At 41.0% G+C, this 17007-nt stretch carries 14 protein-coding genes; 6 read left to right on the top strand and 8 right to left on the bottom strand.

Features of this window, described 5'->3' with window-relative positions:
* Positions 1-682 precede the first annotated feature (682 nt).
* On the top strand, positions 683-2125 hold the full coding sequence (locus HMPREF2086_RS05335; protein WP_023927741.1) for a Do family serine endopeptidase: 1443 nt from the start codon (positions 683-685) through the stop codon (positions 2123-2125).
* Between the two features lie 343 nt (positions 2126-2468).
* Here the strand turns inward: HMPREF2086_RS05335 and HMPREF2086_RS05340 are convergent, their stop codons facing one another.
* From HMPREF2086_RS05340 to HMPREF2086_RS05360, 5 genes are all read right to left on the bottom strand, one after another.
* Entirely contained in the window at positions 2469-3695 is a 1227-nt protein-coding gene (locus HMPREF2086_RS05340) for a DegT/DnrJ/EryC1/StrS family aminotransferase (RefSeq protein ID WP_023927742.1), read from the bottom strand.
* 131 nt (positions 3696-3826) lie between these two features.
* Positions 3827-4540 carry a hypothetical protein gene (locus tag HMPREF2086_RS05345; RefSeq protein ID WP_051397608.1) on the bottom strand — a complete coding sequence of 238 codons (714 nt, stop codon included), beginning with the start codon at positions 4538-4540 and terminating at the stop codon, positions 3827-3829.
* A 113-nt stretch (positions 4541-4653) separates the two neighbouring features.
* The gene (locus HMPREF2086_RS05350) at positions 4654-5943 is read right to left on the bottom strand and encodes a hypothetical protein (RefSeq protein ID WP_023927744.1); all 1290 of its coding nucleotides are present in this window, start codon (positions 5941-5943) and stop codon (positions 4654-4656) included.
* 28 nt (positions 5944-5971) lie between these two features.
* Positions 5972-7180 carry a threonine ammonia-lyase gene (gene ilvA / locus HMPREF2086_RS05355; protein WP_023927745.1) on the bottom strand — a complete coding sequence of 403 codons (1209 nt, stop codon included), beginning with the start codon at positions 7178-7180 and terminating at the stop codon, positions 5972-5974.
* Positions 7181-7491: 311 nt separating this feature from the next.
* Positions 7492-8073, bottom strand: coding sequence for a bacteriohemerythrin (locus HMPREF2086_RS05360; protein ID WP_023927746.1), 582 nt, complete (start codon positions 8071-8073; stop codon positions 7492-7494).
* Positions 8074-8357: 284 nt separating this feature from the next.
* On the opposite strand from HMPREF2086_RS05360, the gene HMPREF2086_RS05365 reads away from it, so the two are divergent.
* Genes HMPREF2086_RS05365 through HMPREF2086_RS05375 form a run of 3 tightly spaced genes read left to right on the top strand, consistent with a single transcriptional unit; the run spans position 8358 to position 10697 of the window.
* The gene (locus HMPREF2086_RS05365; RefSeq protein WP_023927747.1) at positions 8358-8945 is read left to right on the top strand and encodes a DedA family protein; all 588 of its coding nucleotides are present in this window, start codon (positions 8358-8360) and stop codon (positions 8943-8945) included.
* Positions 8938-9606 (top strand): hypothetical protein, encoded by a 669-nt coding sequence (locus HMPREF2086_RS05370; protein WP_023927748.1) that lies wholly within the window; start codon positions 8938-8940, stop codon positions 9604-9606. The genes HMPREF2086_RS05365 and HMPREF2086_RS05370 overlap by 8 nt, the downstream gene beginning before the upstream one ends.
* The gene (locus tag HMPREF2086_RS05375; protein WP_051397609.1) at positions 9600-10697 is read left to right on the top strand and encodes an MBL fold metallo-hydrolase; all 1098 of its coding nucleotides are present in this window, start codon (positions 9600-9602) and stop codon (positions 10695-10697) included. The genes HMPREF2086_RS05370 and HMPREF2086_RS05375 overlap by 7 nt, the downstream gene beginning before the upstream one ends.
* Before the next feature lie 41 nt (positions 10698-10738).
* Here the strand turns inward: HMPREF2086_RS05375 and HMPREF2086_RS05380 are convergent, their stop codons facing one another.
* Complete coding sequence (locus HMPREF2086_RS05380) at positions 10739-13570, bottom strand: TonB-dependent receptor (RefSeq protein ID WP_023927750.1); 2832 nt, start codon at positions 13568-13570, stop codon at positions 10739-10741.
* Between the two features lie 65 nt (positions 13571-13635).
* Positions 13636-13812 carry a hypothetical protein gene (locus HMPREF2086_RS11520; protein WP_023927751.1) on the bottom strand — a complete coding sequence of 59 codons (177 nt, stop codon included), beginning with the start codon at positions 13810-13812 and terminating at the stop codon, positions 13636-13638.
* Positions 13813-14243: 431 nt separating this feature from the next.
* Between HMPREF2086_RS11520 and HMPREF2086_RS05385 the strand changes: the two genes are divergently transcribed.
* Together HMPREF2086_RS05385 and HMPREF2086_RS05390 are read left to right on the top strand one after the other, a co-directional pair.
* Positions 14244-14969 carry a hypothetical protein gene (locus HMPREF2086_RS05385; RefSeq protein WP_023927752.1) on the top strand — a complete coding sequence of 242 codons (726 nt, stop codon included), beginning with the start codon at positions 14244-14246 and terminating at the stop codon, positions 14967-14969.
* Positions 14970-15047: 78 nt separating this feature from the next.
* A complete protein-coding gene (locus HMPREF2086_RS05390; RefSeq protein ID WP_034560398.1) occupies positions 15048-15815 on the top strand; it encodes a phospholipase A in 768 nt (255 codons plus the stop codon).
* Between the two features lie 92 nt (positions 15816-15907).
* Here HMPREF2086_RS05390 and HMPREF2086_RS05395 read toward each other — a convergent pair whose 3' ends face one another.
* On the bottom strand, positions 15908-16915 hold the full coding sequence (locus HMPREF2086_RS05395; protein ID WP_023927754.1) for an alpha/beta fold hydrolase: 1008 nt from the start codon (positions 16913-16915) through the stop codon (positions 15908-15910).
* Positions 16916-17007 lie beyond the last annotated feature (92 nt).

Below are 17007 nucleotides of genomic sequence, written 5' to 3' on the forward strand. Positions count from 1 at the left end.
CTTCGCTTGTTTTCTAAAGAAACTTCGCTTCGCTTGTTTTCTAAAGAAACTTCGCTTCGCTTGTTTTCTAAAGAAACTTCGCTTCGCTTGTTTTGCAAGAATCGCAAGGCAATTCAATTCGTGGCACTTTACGCTTTTATTCGTCATTGCGAGACTTGACGAAGTCAAGTCGTTGCAATATCTATGTCTTTTTTGTAGATTGCCACGCTCACTTCGTTTGCTCGCAATGACGAAGCCTTAGGAATCTAAAAAACCCACCCTCCACAAAAATACTTAAAGCCTATACCCACCCCTAGCCCCCTCCGCACTAGCAAGGTGGAATGTGCGCTACGATAAATTTGAAGTGTGAATATCTCACAAGAAGTGATTTTTGCAAAAATACTTAGATTTTTATAAATATTTAGATTTTCGTTTTACAATTTGGCATTTGCTTTGCTAGCACACAATAATCAGGTGTAAAATTTGCAAAATCTCGCCAAGATTTTGCTAGCGTTTTGCAAAATCTCATTTTCCGCCATTGCGAGAATCACTTTATCGTTCGTGGTAAAAACAAGGCGAAGCCAAAGTTTCTTTAGAAAACAAGCGAAGTGAAGTTTCTTTAGAAAGCCTTTGGCTTCTTTAGTAAAACGAACGAAGTGAAGTTTCTTTAGTAATCCAAACAAAAAATCTAGGAGAATCCAAAATGTCAAAAAAATCGTATTTTTCCACTCTAGCACTAGCTTGCGTAGTGTGTGCTTCCTCACTGCAAGCCTACTCTATCCAAAACGCCCCCAAAGCCTCCAAACGCGCAAACCCTATGAATGACAAAAACACGGTGTATTCCTACCACGATGCGATTGTGAGGGCTACCAAAGCCGTAGTAAATATCTCCACGCAAAAAAAAGTCGCAAACAACATTATGAACCCAATGTTTAACGACCCGTTTTTTCAGCAGTTTTTTGGCGATATGTATAGCCAAATCCCAAAAGACAGGGTAGAACGCTCTTTGGGCAGTGGCGTCATCATCTCGCACGATGGCTATATCATCACCAATAACCACGTAATAGACGGCGCGGACAAAATCATCGTAACGATTCCAAATGACACAAGAGAATACACTGCTAGCCTTGTCGGCACGGATAAAGACGGCGATATTGCTGTGATTCGTATCAGCAAAAACAACCTGCCTTTTGTGCCATTTGCCGATAGCAATGATGTCGCAGTGGGCGATGTAGTCTTTGCTATTGGGAATCCATTTGGCGTAGGCGAGACCGTAACTCAAGGTATCGTTTCAGCTATAAACAAAAATATCCAAATCAACGCTTATGAAAACTTTATCCAAACAGACGCTTCAATCAATCCCGGGAATTCAGGTGGTGCACTAATCGACTCACGCGGTGCGCTAATCGGTATGAACACAGCTATCCTCTCACGCACAGGTGGCAATCACGGAGTGGGATTTGCTATCCCTGCAAATATGGTAAAAGAAGTGGCAAATTCTCTTGTCAAAGAGGGTAGAATCCAGCGGGGTTACATAGGTGTAGGCACGCAAGACATAAGCGAAAATCTACGCTCAAACTACGGCAACGCTCAAGGCGCGGTAGTCATCTCTATCGACCCCAAATCCCCCGCACGCAAAGCGGGGCTACTTGTGTGGGATTTGATAACTGCAGTAAATGGCAAGCCTGTCAAAGACTCTGCTAGCTTGCGAAATCTAATCGGTGCGCTAAAACCAAATGAGAGAGCAACTCTAAGCATAATCCGTGATGGCAAACCTCAAACTATCACGCTCACGCTTGCTACGCGCAAAGACGGAAGCGCAAATGAAAGTGCGCCTGTAAATATCCCAGAATCTAGCGATGAAAAAAGCGCGCTAAAAGGAATGCGCGTAGAGCCACTCTCTGCCCAAATCCGCCAAAGATACAGAATCCCAAGCGACATATCAGGCGTGATAGTAACCAATGTCGCGCCAAACTCTCCAGCACAAGAGGCGGGATTTTCTCAAGGCGACATCATCTCTCAAGTAGAAGACATAGCTATCAAAGACACGGCAGACTTTGCTCGTGCGCTAAACAAATATAGGGGCAAAAATAAGCGATTTTTGGTGTATTCAAATGAGGGTGCTCGCACGATAGTGGCAAAATAAGGCGTGATAATTTAGACAATAATTTTTTGTGATTTTGGGGTGGATTTGCTCGCTTAGCTATGGGGTATCATCGCGAGAAGTATAGGGCTATGAGGTGGGGTAAATTCCCCTTGAATCTCAAGCAAGGTTAGCAACCGCCACTGCGAGCAAGTCGAAAGACTTGCGTGGCAATCTATATAAATTTCGGTTTTACTTTGTTTTGTGGGACATTGGCAAGGATACAACGAAGCAATACATTTTTTAATTTGTGGATTGCCACGAGAATCTTTGCGGATTCTCTCGCAATGGCGATTGGCAAAAAATAATCTAAAGAATCCCCTTACCTTGCTTAAGCTAGATAGATTTATTTTTTAGCGATAAATTCCTCTATTTTATCGCTAATGTATTCAATATGTTTGTTTCGCAGGTGCTCTCCCATCGGCAGGCTTATGATAGTTTTTGCCCGCCTTGACGCATTTGGTGTAGGTAGCACCCGCACTCTCTCATCGTTTCGTAGCACTTCTATATCGCTAAGTGCGTTTGGATAGTGGATAGAGCATTCTATGCCGTTTTTTTGCAGAAATTCACACAAGCTATCCCTACCCTTTTGCCCCTCCATAAGCCACTCAATGACAAAGAGATGCCATACGCACTGCTCGCTAAGAGGTGGCAGCTTTAGATAGCCCTTTTTCTCCAAAGATTCTAGCTTATAATAATATCGCCTAGCAGCCCTTGTCCTGTATTCGTTATGTGTTTCTAGCAATGGTAGTTTTATTGTCAAAATCTTTGCTTGGATAGAATCTAGTCTTGAGTTATACCCTAGTGCTATGTGGTGATTTTTTACAAACGCATCGTTTTGGTATTCTTGTCCGTGATTTGCGATTTGCCTAGCTTTTTTGACTAGATTTATGTCTTTTGATAGCACCGCCCCGCCATCACCATACGCACCTAGATTTTTGCCCGGATAAAAGCTAAATGTCGCTATATCACCCACACTCCCCACACTTCGCCCTTGCTTATCCACTCCCCCGTGCGCTTGAGCGCAGTCCTCGATAAACGCTAGAGAATTCTCTTTGGCAAAATCGCGTAGCTTGTCTAAATCAAGCACTTTGCCATAGAGATGCACAGCGATAAATGCGCTAGATTTTGGGCTTAGATTTTCTTTATTTATGACAAATTCGCCATTTTCATCGCAATCAATTATTGCGAGGTTTAGCCCCGCATTTAGCACAGCTTCTGCACAGGCAAAGTAAGTGTTTGCAGGGATAAGCACTTCGCTATGAGGTGGCAAATCTAGGGCTTTTAGGGCGATTTGTAGCGCGTCAGTGCCATTGCCTACGCCTACGCAGTGGTTTTTGTTATAAGCACTATGAAGTAGCTCTTCTATGGCTTCATCTAGCTTTTCTTTGGGTTTTTTGGGTGCTTTGCCAAAAATCGTGCTACTGAAATTCTCCTCAAACTCGCTTACCGCGCTTCCTAGCACGAATTCTGCATTTTTGCAAATGCTCTCTACACCCTTTAGCACCGCTTTTTGCAAATCCACAAACTGCGCTTTTAAGTCCAAAAACGGAACTTTTTTGACTTCTTTCATATCCTTACACCCTTTTGCCACACCTATTGAAACAAACTTTCAAAGGCGAGCGATAGATTTTGCTAGACACCCTCTTATCTCGCAAGTAAAATCTAAATCGGCAGGATTTTTTAACAAAATCGTATTTTTATCTAGCACACACCATTATGAGAAAGAGAAGCATAGCCTGTGTTTGGGTGGATACATATTGATTTGCTAAAGCCTTTTTTGTGTAGTGTGATTTTTAGCGGGGCGTGCAGGGCAAGTGCTTCTTTGCCACAATATGGCTTGCCAAATCTATCAAATTTCACGCGAAAAGTCCCCATTTCTTGGCAGTGTGGATTGGAATCTAGTGAGATAAATTCTACACCAAAATACTCCCCTAGCCTAACGGCTATTTCGGCATTGTTGCGACATTCTATGGAAATGTTTATATTGCTATACCCTGATAGACATCGCTTGTTTTTGCCACTTGTAGCGATTATATCGCCCACGCTTGGTTGATTGTCTCTATCGGTGGTGGGGGCAAATCTAGGCGTATCAAAATATATGCTAAAACTTTGAGGGGTGTAGATTCCGCTTTGGTGGAATTGGATTTGCCAAAAGTTTTTGTGCGATTCTAGCAGTTTGCTTGGGCTAATTGATGGGTGCATTTTGGTAAGCGTTTGAGTCTGTGCGGTGGTGGCAAAATCTAGCGAATCATTTAGTGCTAAATGCTGCGTATAGCGGATATGAGATAGCGTGTGGATAGCAGCACTATGGAGGGCTTGGCTAGATTTTGGTGGCAAGCCAAAAAACACAAAAGCCCCCAAAATCGCAATCCCAAAAACAAGCTCAAGCACGCTAAAGCAATCACGCATAGTCATTTCTCACTTTTTGATAAATTTAGCAAGATTCTTGTGCAAAAAATTTTTGCCACAAGATTTTTTTTTACGCAAAAATTCTCTTATAAATTCTTGCGATGAAAACTTCAGTGCGACTACACACGACAGCCACTATGTCGCACCAAAAAATAGCTAGCCACACTTACACCAAAATACTCTATGGAGATTCTCTCGCTTCTGTATCCCTTTGGCTTTTTCTCATAAAGGCAAGCACCACTCCCCATACCCACACCATAAAACCCAAGTCGCAAAGAAAGGCTAGAATCTTGCGTTTTTATCGCAAGTATATTGCGCGATTTTAGTTCGTTTGCCAAGTCTTTTGCCACATAGTAGGGATAGGCAAAATTTGGCTTAGATGAAAAAATATATGTGATTTTGTTGCCAAATAGCAAAAGCGTCTCTAAAAGCAAAGTAGCTATGATAAAACTCATACGAATTCTAAATCGCCTTTTAAACTGCTTTAGTCTCAAGCGAATATCGCTAAAAAATCCAAATGCTAGCACAGGGAATCCCACCAAAAGCAATGGCGTGAATTGTGTAATATCTACCTTTTGTCGCAATGACAAAAGTATCATAAGTATAAGCCCGCTTGTAGCGATATACACCATAAGAGAATCCTCCTTGCGTCTTGCCACTGCTGCATAGAGCGTATAAACATAATACAAAAACAAAAATGGCGAAAAAAGCATAGCGATACTTCCTAGCAAATCCAAGCAATATGCCTTTGGAATCCCACCGATAGATTCCTCATACAAAAACATATTTAGCCCAAACCCCAAAATCGAAGCGACAAATGTCTTTGTTTTGCGCTTTTTTATCGCAAATGCACAAAGTGCTACAAACACCGCACTAAAAGCCAAATCTAGCAAGCCAAAAACAAAAATGCTAATATAAGGTGGACGAGAAAAACGCATCTGAAAGTAGCAAATAAGTAACAAAGCAAATAAAATAAATCCGCTTTTATATAGCAAAATCGCGCTTAGATTTGTCGCAGGCAAAAGCGCGTATAACGCCATAAGCAGCAACGAATCGCTAGGCTTTTTGAGATACAAACGACTAAGATTATACATAAGTAGCATATTTACACAATGGAGTGCCAAAAACCCACCTCTAAGCGCGTAATCATTGCTACCAAAGATTTCAAGGCAGAGTGCCACAAAAGAAAATAGATGAGAATCTCTAGCCGATAAAAGCGCGTTTATTTCTTTGCTACTGATAGAAATCTCGCTTATCATAAAAAGCAGTGCAGATAGGCTTGCTAGCAATATAGAGCCAAATCCCACATCGACTAAATCATACTTGCGCCCTGCTCTTTTGAAATCCTCTGCCCAAATAGCTATGTATAAATATAGTTTTTTAAATATTTGAGATATATTTGCAAGCATTGATACCCCCTAAAATCGTGCATAAAATCTACAAAATCTCACTAAATTCATATCCATTTGCTTTTAGCTCTTTGCAGATTTGCTGCTTGTGTGCTTCGCCCTTTGTCTCAATAGCAAGCGTGATATATACATCTCCATAGGCTAGATTTATCGAAGTCCTATCATAATCAGTTTGGACAATATTTGCATTTGCTTTTGCAAGTATGCTAGTGAGGTTTTGGAGTGCACCCGGTTTATCCATAAGCACGATTTGAAGCTGTAAGCGTCTATGCGTTTTGATAAGCCCTTTTTGGATAATGAGATTTAGCATAGTTACATCGATATTTCCACCACTTAGCACTATGCCTACGCGCTCATTTGGCTTGATTTCTAGCTTGCGATGAAGCAGGGCGGCTACGCCAGAAGCCCCCGCTCCCTCCACGACTAGCTTTTGATTTTCTAGTAGGTAGAGAATCGCACTTGCGATTTCCTCATCATCTACTTCAACTATCGCGCTTAATCCCTCGCAAATATATGAGAAATTTAGCGCATTGACATCGCGCACAGCTATGCCATCTGCGATAGTGCGAACCGAAGTAGAATTTTGGATTTTTTTGGCATAAAAACTTGTCGCCATAGCATTCGCTCCCTTTGCTTGCACACCTATGATTTTGGTGTGAGGGCTTAGGGCTTTGTATGCGCTTAGGATTCCCCCGATAAGTCCACCGCCACCGATAGGCACAAGCACAAAATCTAGCTCTTGCTCCTCTATCATCTCAAGCGCGATAGTCCCCTGCCCTGCCATCACCTCCTCATCTGCAAATGGGTGGATAAAGCTCAAATCCCTTTGCTTTGCTATCTCATAAGCCTTAGCATAAGCCTCATCATAGTTATCCCCACTTAGCACGACTTCAGCACCTAGCTCTTTGGTGGCTAGGACTTTTAGAAGTGGTGTGGCTTCAGGCATAACAATCACAGAGGGTATCCCAAAATGTCGCGCAGAGTAGGCTACGCCTTGAGCGTGATTGCCCGCACTTGCAGCGATGACACCTTTTGCGCGGGATTGCTCACTCATTTGAGCGATTTTGTTAAACGCACCGCGAATTTTAAACGCCCCCGTGCGTTGCAAATTTTCTTTTTTTAGGTAGATATTCGCGCTTGTTAGGCTTGATAGTCTAGGTGCGTAAGAAAACGCCGTGCGCTCAATCACAGGAGCGATGATTTGATGAGCTTTTTGTATGGATTCTAGGGGAAGCATAGATTTCCTTATTATGTGGGGTTATGGAGTGCTTTAAGGCTTTTTGTAGTTTTATCACATTTTTTGTGTTTTAGATTGTGTGGCGTTATTGTAGTAGCTTAGAGTTTAAGAAGTGTTTAATGTGAAATAAAATCACTTGTAGATTTTGGCTGGATTTTATTTGCGGCTTATTGTGGCTTAGCCTTATTCACTTGGTTTTGGCTTGTTTTTTTGCTTATTCTTGGTTTGCGCTTGATTGTAGTTGCTTATCGCTTGGATTTTGCTTAGGCAAAACCGTTATGCCACATTTTATGCAAGTCTATTTTATAGGCTTATTGTGTGGGTTCTTTTTTGTCATCACGAACAAATTTTATCACCTGCCCGCAGGACTTGCAATGAAAACTCTTGCCCTTTTGGATTTTTTTGTGAATCGTATCAAGCAAGTGAAATTCTTTTCGGCATTGACAAGTGTAGATATGAAATATTTCTTTGTGTTGCTCTAGATTTTTTTTTGCTTCTTCTTGGTGGGAAGCCCTCCATTTTTCTATTTGCATATCCTCTTTCAAAATATGCTCTATGAGCCAATCCTGCGTGATAATGGCAAGTTTTTGCTTAAAATCATAGCGGATATTTTGGATAAGGCTTGTCATATTGCTTATGATTTCTTGATGGGATTCTCTTTGCTGCTCTAGGTGCGGATAGCCGATACTCTCCATATAGGCTTCCTCATCAGCAAAATGCACTTTCATATACTCAAATAGCTCAAACAAAATCTGCTTTATCTCATCGCTACCTGCTTGCTTATTGATAAGCAACCCTGCACGATAAGCAATGTCAAAAAGCTGCTTGTGCTGCGCGTCAATAGCGTCATTGTGTATGCTGTATTTGCTTTGGTCCCATTGAGGTAAATCCATTTTCATTCCTTAAAAGCATTCTTTTTCCAAACCAAAATATTATAAAGCCAAAGCCAAACCCTAACCCAACTCCAGCTTTGATAAACTACCCTACACAATCTCTTTGTTCAAAAATAGAATAATTATACATATAAAATAAAATTTTGCAATAAATTTTTAAGATTTTCTTTATTTGTATTTTTGAAGTTTGCATAAAGTAGGTTTTATGTGGATATAATCCCTTTTCGTATTTTTAGAAAAATGCAGATTTTATCAAATAAGTAGTCAAACAACAAAGGCAAAAAATGGAATCTACAATCAACTCTTTTAGGGATTCTTTTGATTCGTGGGGATATATCGTGCTATTTTTGTATTGTATGGGTAGCGGATATGTGGGGATTTTGGCAGCGGGCGTGCTATCCAGCCTAGAGCAGATGAGCCTTTCTCTAAGCATACTTATAGCGACTTTGGGCAATATTTTTGGTAGCTCTATGCTTGTATATGCGGTGCGCTATGAGAAAAAAGAGTTTGCCAAATACCTTAGCAAGCACCGCAGAAAAATCGCGCTAATGCACTTGTGGCTACGCAAATACGGCTCTATCTTGATTTTTGTCAATAAATATCTATACGGAATCAAGTTTTTAGTCCCTGTGGCAATCGGCGTTAGTCGCTACAATTTCAAAAAGTTTTTGCTACTAAATACCCTCTCTTGTGTGATTTGGGCTAGTTTGCTAGGAAGTGTAGCGTTTTATAGCTCAAAGTTTATCATCACGCTTTTTGACAAATATGGACAATACTCATACATAGCAGTAATAGCAGTGCTTGGTGTTGTCGCAGTTGGCATAATCGCGCTTAATAGATTCTCAAAACCAAAAGTGCTAGAAAATGAATAACGCGACTTTAGAGCCATTTAGGATTTTGGCAGGTGTTGCGGGGATTTTGTTTGGTGCTTTGCTTATATGCGGGGATTTTGCACTTTGTGCAAAATCTAGCCAACAAGTAGAGGAGTCAAAGGAATATTTGCGCACTTCCAAAAACAAATCTGGCAAAAGAGAAACGCCACATAATGAATCAAGTGAGGCATTGCCTGATGCAAATGAGTTTTTGCGATTTTTCCAAGCAAATCTAGAAAAACGACACAAAGAGATTCTGCAAGCCACTTTGCAAAATAGTTTTTTGCGCTTTAGAGGGTATTCGCTTATTGATTATAGTGTGTATAAAAAGTTAACTTGGCGTGAGAGAAGCAAAATCAAAAAACCGCTTGTGTTTTTTCGAGGATTTGTCGATAGCGAGCCTATATATAGCGAGCTAGGTGGGGTAAGCGTCTATGCAAGGCTTGCAAGTGATGAAGCTATGCGCGTGCATCTAAACTTCCAAAATCGCTATTTTAGCGACTTGCAAACCATAAGGGGCAATGGCACAAAAATAAATACACAAAACACTAAAAACACTAAGCAAAACGCACAAGCCATTCAAAAAGGTAGATTTTATGCACTATGTGCACTGCCAAAGATAAACCGCTGCTTGCTACTTGGCATAGGCGAGAAGTGGTAAAATCTAAGAAAATAGTAAATAACAAAATGACACACAGCGCGGCAAAAGAATCAAAAGATTTTACCACTCCGCACAAGACTACCAAAATCAAAAAATCCACGCTTTTTGAAATCCTACGCTACCCAAAAGATGTGCATATCCCAAGCATAAAAAACGACATAAAATCACTGCCCAAAAACGATAGTTTTGTGTGGTTTGGGCACTCCTCAATATTGCTTATGATAGGTGGGAAGCACATTTTGGTTGACCCGATTTTGGGTAGCGCGGCTAGCCCTTTTGGGCGCATTTGCAAGCCATTTAGTGGAGCAGACATCTATAAACCAAATGATTTGCCACCCATAGATTATCTCATCATCACGCACAATCACTACGACCACCTAAGCAAGAATACCATAAAAAAACTTGACATTACAAAAGCATTTGTCCCGCTTGGTGTAGGGAAATATCTGCAAAAATGGGGGATAAAAAAGACAAATATCACAGAGCTAGGCTGGTGGGAAAGCATAGATTTAGATAGTATTTTTAGATTGCACTGCTTCCCTACTAGGCATTTTTCAGGTAGATTTTTCACAGATACAAACAAAACTCTTTGGGCAAGCTATGGCATAGAATGCCTAAAAAATCAAAACAAAAAAATCTATCTAAGTGGCGATGGCGGATATGGAGAGCATTTCAAAGACATAGGAGAGGCTATGGGCGGCTTTGATATATCTTTCATCGAAAATGGGCAATACAATGAGCAATGGGCAAAAATCCACCTTTTTCCAAGTGAAAGTTTGCAAGCCTGCGCTGACTTGCGCACAAAAGTCGCCGTGCCGATACACAACTCGAAATTTAAGCTATCCACTCACAAATGGAGTGAACCACTAGAGAGTATAAGCACGCTTTATGAAAACGCGCGCAAAAATGGCAAGATAGATTTTGGGCTACTTACACCGATGATTGGCGAAATTGTGCCATTGTGGGAGGAGGACAGAGAGCGTGAAATAAATAAGTGCAAAATAAATGAGAGCGAGAAAAATAAGTGTGAAATAGACAAAAGCCAAAAAGACAACACAAAACCATACACAAACAAATGGTGGAGAATCTAAAATTTTAGTCAAAATCTTTGGGACTAAAAATCTAAAAAATCCTAAAACTTATACCCCACTTGCACCCAAAACTGCCTACCTAGCTCATATACAGGCACAGCGGTTAGCCCCGCACTATTGGTATAAGTAGCTGAAGCTATCATTAGATTTTGGTTATCTAAGACATTTATTATGTCTAGGTTTGCATAGAGTGTGTTTGATTTCCACACACCCACTTCAAACCCCACTCTCATATCCCAATTAAAGCTAGCAGGCACGCGATATTTTTCAAATGCAGCTGTGATTTGGGGGTATTGCGCCTGCAAATCTTTAAACTTTTGTGTGTTTGTGCCTATACTTGCCATAGCATTGTAGCTACTTCGCACGCGAAAAAAGTTATTCCACAGCCACTTAAATCTGCCAATGAGAAAACTAGTGGTGGTATTTAGTCGTATCGTGTAGGGGCGAGTGAAATTTGTCGCGGGGCGATTTGCGTATTGGATTACCTGCCCTCCGTAGTATATCCACTCATTTGCTAGCTCGCCCTCCGTGATAGAGCTAGTGTAGTCCTCATAGTTCCTGCGCACATTACTCCAATCAAACGCGAATAAAATATGATTTTTCACACCACCGAAATCTAGGCTTTTGTGATTTTGCACGGCTAGACTTATCACATCAGTATCACTTCGCCCCTCATTTGTATACACATAGCGCAAATTACTTGTAAGCCCTGCAACATTGCTAGCGCAATTATATGAGCTAATAGAGCCATCGGGGGCTTGGCACATTCTGCGGATTTCATCTCTGCCACCACGATAGATATATTTCGCGCTTATTTGTAGGGCGTAGAGATGCTGCACGATTCCGCCCATTAGTTCATTTGAGTATGGCACGCGCATTTTTTTGAAGTTTGTGTCGTTTTTGTTTTGACTAAAGCAATCACTTTGAGTGTAGCAGTTTGTTTTTTTATTTGCTTCATTTGCCATTATGCCTTCCCAAGATTTGCTCGCATCACTTCTTGCTAGGCTGTATTGCAGTGAGCTTCGCTCCTCCATTAGTCGGTAGGCAAAGAGATTGCGTCCGTAGTAGCGAGACACGCCAAATGTAAGCTGCGTAGCAAAATCTCTCCCCCTACCCCACTTACTCCACGGCAGGACATAATTTAGCGAAAATCTAGGCGATAGCGTGGCTTTACTCATATATGTATCAAAATCAAGCCTTAAGCCAACCCTAGCATTTACCTCCCCTGCTTTACGCAAATCAAACCTCATATCATCTTCTATCCACGAGCCAAAGTTTAGTGAATCTAGCGAGATTTTCCCAGCCTTGTAGTAGCTTAGTCGGTAGGCATATTGTCCTACATTATTTGCCCAATTACCACTTGAATAATACACTTTTGAAGCACTACAAGATATATCCCCACTTAAGCAAGTCTGCCCCACACTTAGCGGAGCTAGCCAAGCAGTCCCACCAAAAAGCATATCCTCCATTCGCTCATAGTAGGCATTTACATAGCCAGAGTCCACTCCCACACTGAAGCGATTTTCCCACGCCTTTAGGCTTAGCGTTTCAAAATCTTGCGCTATTTTGACATTTAAATTGATTTGCTTTGTATCGACATTGCCATAGCCGCCCTCACTTACCGTGCCACTTTGCAAGTTGTTTGTCCAGTTTTTCTCCTCACTTGCCCTCCAGCCTAGATAATTTACCGCACTATTTATCCGTGAGCTATCCATATAGTTTACATTACTTTGTGCTACCAAAAATCCAGCCCTATTTTTCCAAAGTGCTTTTAGTCCTGCTTGATGCCCGCCACTTAGCATATCAAAGCTAGAATTTTTGGTGTTTCTTATGAAGTAGTTGCTATAAGTTGGCGCATAAGCGTAGCTTGCTTCTAGTGTTAGATTGTCCGTTATGTCATAGCTTGCTTTTAAGAAATAGTTGTAGTTTTGTCGTTTTTGGATTTTGCGCTTATCATCAAGCGTGGCAGCTAGATATGAGCTAGAGCCAGAATTTAGCGGGATAAAGCTCTGCGTGGTGGTGAAGCTAGCGACTATGCCTAGCTTTTTTGTGATTTTGGATTCTAAGCTAGCGCGGATAGAGTGCTTGATAAACTGCGGATGTCCACCTGTGGCATCTGCAGCTAAAAAGTTATTTAGCCCATCGCCATTTGCGCCACCATAAATATGATAATTTGTAAGGCTGAAGTTTTTGGGATTTGCATTGCCCTGTGAGATTTGGTAGCTGATATTTGCGCCAAATTTTTTCCTAGCTCTTTTTGTTTTTGCCTCTATCACGCCACCTGTAAATCCACTATACGCTGCACTTACATTGCTATCTTGCACAGAGATTGACTCTAGCAGGGCAGTGTCGATATTTAGCCCTTGAGATTGCCCGGGTAGCGCGGTAATATTTACGGGATCATAGTTGCCATAGCTTCCTGCCGCAGGGTCTAAGTCATTATTCATATTAAACCCATCGATTTGGAAATTATTTTGATAATAAAGTCCGCCACTTATGGAGATATTTGCGGGATTTATCTCGCCCGGTGTCGAGCTAGAATTTTGCCTTGTGTCATACTGCACATTTGGCAAAATCTTTAGGATAGAGGTAATGTCGCCGTTTCCATTTGGATTTGACTCTAGCATAGCGCGTGAGATTTCGCCCGCACTGCTTTGGTATCGCTCCCTAGATTCTAGCCCTGCGTCTTTGTAGCCTTTGGCAACTACTTTGCCTAAGTCTTTTGCCTGTAAGTCTTGTGATTTTGTTTGTCCTTGTGGCTTTATATCGGGAGTATTAGAATTTTGCACTTTGGAATCATATAAGTGAGGCAGGGGGAAATAAGGTATCGCGGAATCGCTCTTTTTGGATTCGCTAGATTTACTAGAATCCATTTGTGTGGATTGTGCATATTTTGTGGAGGCTATTTTGGGTGTGGAAGTTATTTTAGAGACAGAATCTACTTTTGGTGCAAGAATCGCCCCCCCCCCCCCGCTCTCTCTCTCTCTCTCTCTCTCTCGTTGTGTGCAGTTGTGTTGTTTATATTGTTCGCACTATTTACATTATCAGCGAGTGCAAATTCACTAGCAAATACGCTAATCATACTCAAAAATACCAATAAGCCACAAATTTTCATAAAAACTCCTTAGATTTAGTATCTTGTATGCGAATTATGCCAAAAAAATTCAAAGATATGATTATAAAACAATTTCTTATTTTATTCCTATAATGTAGCACTTTTTGAGAATTTTTATAGCTTGCGCAAATAACGATATTTGCTTAAAATAAAGGATTCTCATAATACTATAAAAAATAAAAATACTTTGTAAAATAAGACTTACAAAACCCCATAAAAGTGCGAAAATCCATAAATAAGCTACAAATAGTTACACTTAGAAAATTTTTAAATATTTTTTAGACAATCGTTTTTGATTTTTGCCAAAATCCTGCCAAATCTTGCTTCAAACTTCTTATGCCTTAAAACGCGCATAATTTTATAAGCTATTGATATATTTTTGTCTTATATAATTTGTGATTCTACAATACGCAATATACAAAGGACTTACAATGCAAAAATTTCATCTAAACGAGAGAGAGAGAGAGAGTAGTTCACGCTTAATCAGTTCCCCCTCCATTGCGAGTGAGCATAATGTTAGTTCCCCCTCCCGCAGCACGAGTGGGGCTAGGGGGTGGGTAGATACCACTTCAGCACTTCAAGTAAATCTAACAACTGCCAATAGCGCGAATATTTCCGTTACCAATAATACAAATGCAAATGTTTCCGTCATTGCGAGCGAACGAAGTTGGCGTGGCAATCCACAAAAAGACATAGATTACCACGAGAATCTTTGCGGATTCTCTTGCAATGACGGCACAATGGATTGCCACGACTTGACTTCGTCAAGTCTCGCAATGACGAATAAAAGTGTGGATTGCCACGCAAATGCTAACGCATTTGCTCGCAAAACAAGGCAAAGCCGTAGTTTCTTTAGTAATGACGAATCTTTCTATGCTTTTTCCAATGCAAAAGATACCCACCCCCAAACCCCCTCCGCAAAGGAGGGGGCTTTTAAAAAGCCAAGCTACCCTCACTTATGCGAAAAAGTATCCCTAGCCATTTTAGCAACCATATCAACGGCTAGCATAAATATGCTTATAGCTTTAGAATCTACAAAACTTTGCACAAAGTCCATTATCTCATCTCGCACAGATTTTTGCAAACAATCTAGCGCAGGCTACCTCGCAGATTTTGCGCCAAGCTCCGCCATAGATTTTGCAAATCCCACAAAATAACAAAACTACACAGATTTTAGAAATTTTGCAGATTCTACTCCTTATGCTATCCCTCGTCCTAAAGATATTAGCGCGTTTTTGTGGCTTGAAAATTGGCGTGATACATACTTTTTGTATGTTTATAATCTAACGCCGATGCGAAATCCACAATATTTGCGTGGCGAGCTAAAAGGACAAATTAGTTTTCGCGCACCTATTATTCCAAAATTTTTTAGCCAAAATTGGATTTTCTACCTTGCTTTTACTAACACATTTTATTTTCAGCTTTTCAATGAAAAGGCTAGCTCGCCTATGAGGGATAATGACTTTCAGCCAGAATTTTTACTTACATATCGCCACAAAAGCCGACACAAAGGCGATTTTGCACAAGGTGATAGATTTAACCTTACAGAAATCACTTTTGGGTGCCGGCATATCAGCAATGGCGAGATAGACAAAGCACAAGGCGGTGTGGCAGATAGAAGCAGAGGAAGCGATAGATTTATCCTAAAGGCGAGATTTTCTAGCAAGCATTGGGGACTTGATATGGAGGCATTCGTGCCGACTAGATTTTACAAAGAAAATCTAGATATTTACAAATACTTAGGCAGCTTTGAAGCAAAGGTAAATATGCGATACGGTAATCACTTGGCGGATTTTAGCTTAGGTGGATTGCTAGGAGTTTTGCAGCCACCTTATAGCATTGCCAAAAGCCACCCTACGCCATATTTTCGCACAAGCTACACTTACAAGATAAATGAGTATTATGGATTGTATATGCAGTATTTTGTAGGCTATGGAGATATACTCTATGAATACAACTCCTATGCGCATAGAATAGGGCTAGGCATTCGCTTTGTGAGGTAGTCTAGTTTTTAGCACGCACGACAAGGGTAAAAACAAGCCCCGCACATTAAAAGCACGGATTTTCTACAAAGTATTTATAAATCTAAGATTTTCTAAAATCCTTTCACGCTTAACCATAGCAATATATCCTCTAGCACTTGGGATTTTATACGCTCATTTAGCACTTCGTGCCTAGCTCCTTTGTATAGTAGCATTTCCACATCATCAAATCCTTGGAAACGCAAATGCTCTCTAGCCCTTTGCACACCCGCTCCAAACTCCCCGCTAGCATCATCACTACCACTTACAAAAAGTATCGGCAAATGCGGTTTTTGCGGATATGGATACGCGCCATAGACTTCTTGCATTCCCTCAAACAAATGCAAAAAGCTCTGCGCATCAAAGTGAAAATGGCATTTTTCATCGGCGAGATAGCCCTGCACCACCGCTTCATCAGCGCATAGCCAGCCTAGCCCTGTTTTGTCCCCCTGCTTTGCAAATCGTTTATTAAATCCACCAAAAAGGATTTTGTTTATCACTTTTCCACCTAGCTGCCCCGCATTAAAAAAGCAAAACAGCTTTGCAAGCCTTACACCCCATTTTAGCTCTTTTTGCTCCTTGCTAGCACTAGGAGAGCCACTCAAAATCAGTGCGTCCAAGCTATCGCCATATAGCATAAGATACCGTCTAGCAAGCAAAGAGCCCATAGAATGTCCCAAAAGAGCGACTTTTTGAGGTTTGTATTGCTCTTTTAGCAAGCAAGTGAGCTTGTATAAATCATAAGCAGATTTTTGGAAGCTATCCTCCCCCATACACCCTAGCGTGATTTCATCGCCATTTGTGCTATCGCCGTGCCCTCTATGGTCGCTTACTGCGACTATGAAGCCGTTTTTGGCAATCTCTTTTGCTACCCACTCATATCGCCCTTTGTGCTCTACCATTCCGTGTGCGATTTGGGCAAGATATATAGGCGATTTGGACTCTTGGGCAAAAACAGGCTCATACACATCATAGCTTACTTCGCCAAAATCGCTTCTAAATTTTAGCGAACGCGTGATTTTGACTTCGTTTGTGGTGGTGGCTTTTAGGCTATTTTTTGGTGGCGTTTGAGAATCTAGCATTTGTATCCTTTGTAGCTAAATTTTTTGATTTTGTCGCTTTAGTGAAATCTCGCCAATCTCAATACAACTAAAAGCAACAACTGAAGTATTGT

The sequence above is a fragment of the Helicobacter macacae MIT 99-5501 genome, assembly GCF_000507845.1.
Taxonomy (GTDB): Bacteria; Campylobacterota; Campylobacteria; order Campylobacterales; family Helicobacteraceae; genus Helicobacter_B; species Helicobacter_B macacae.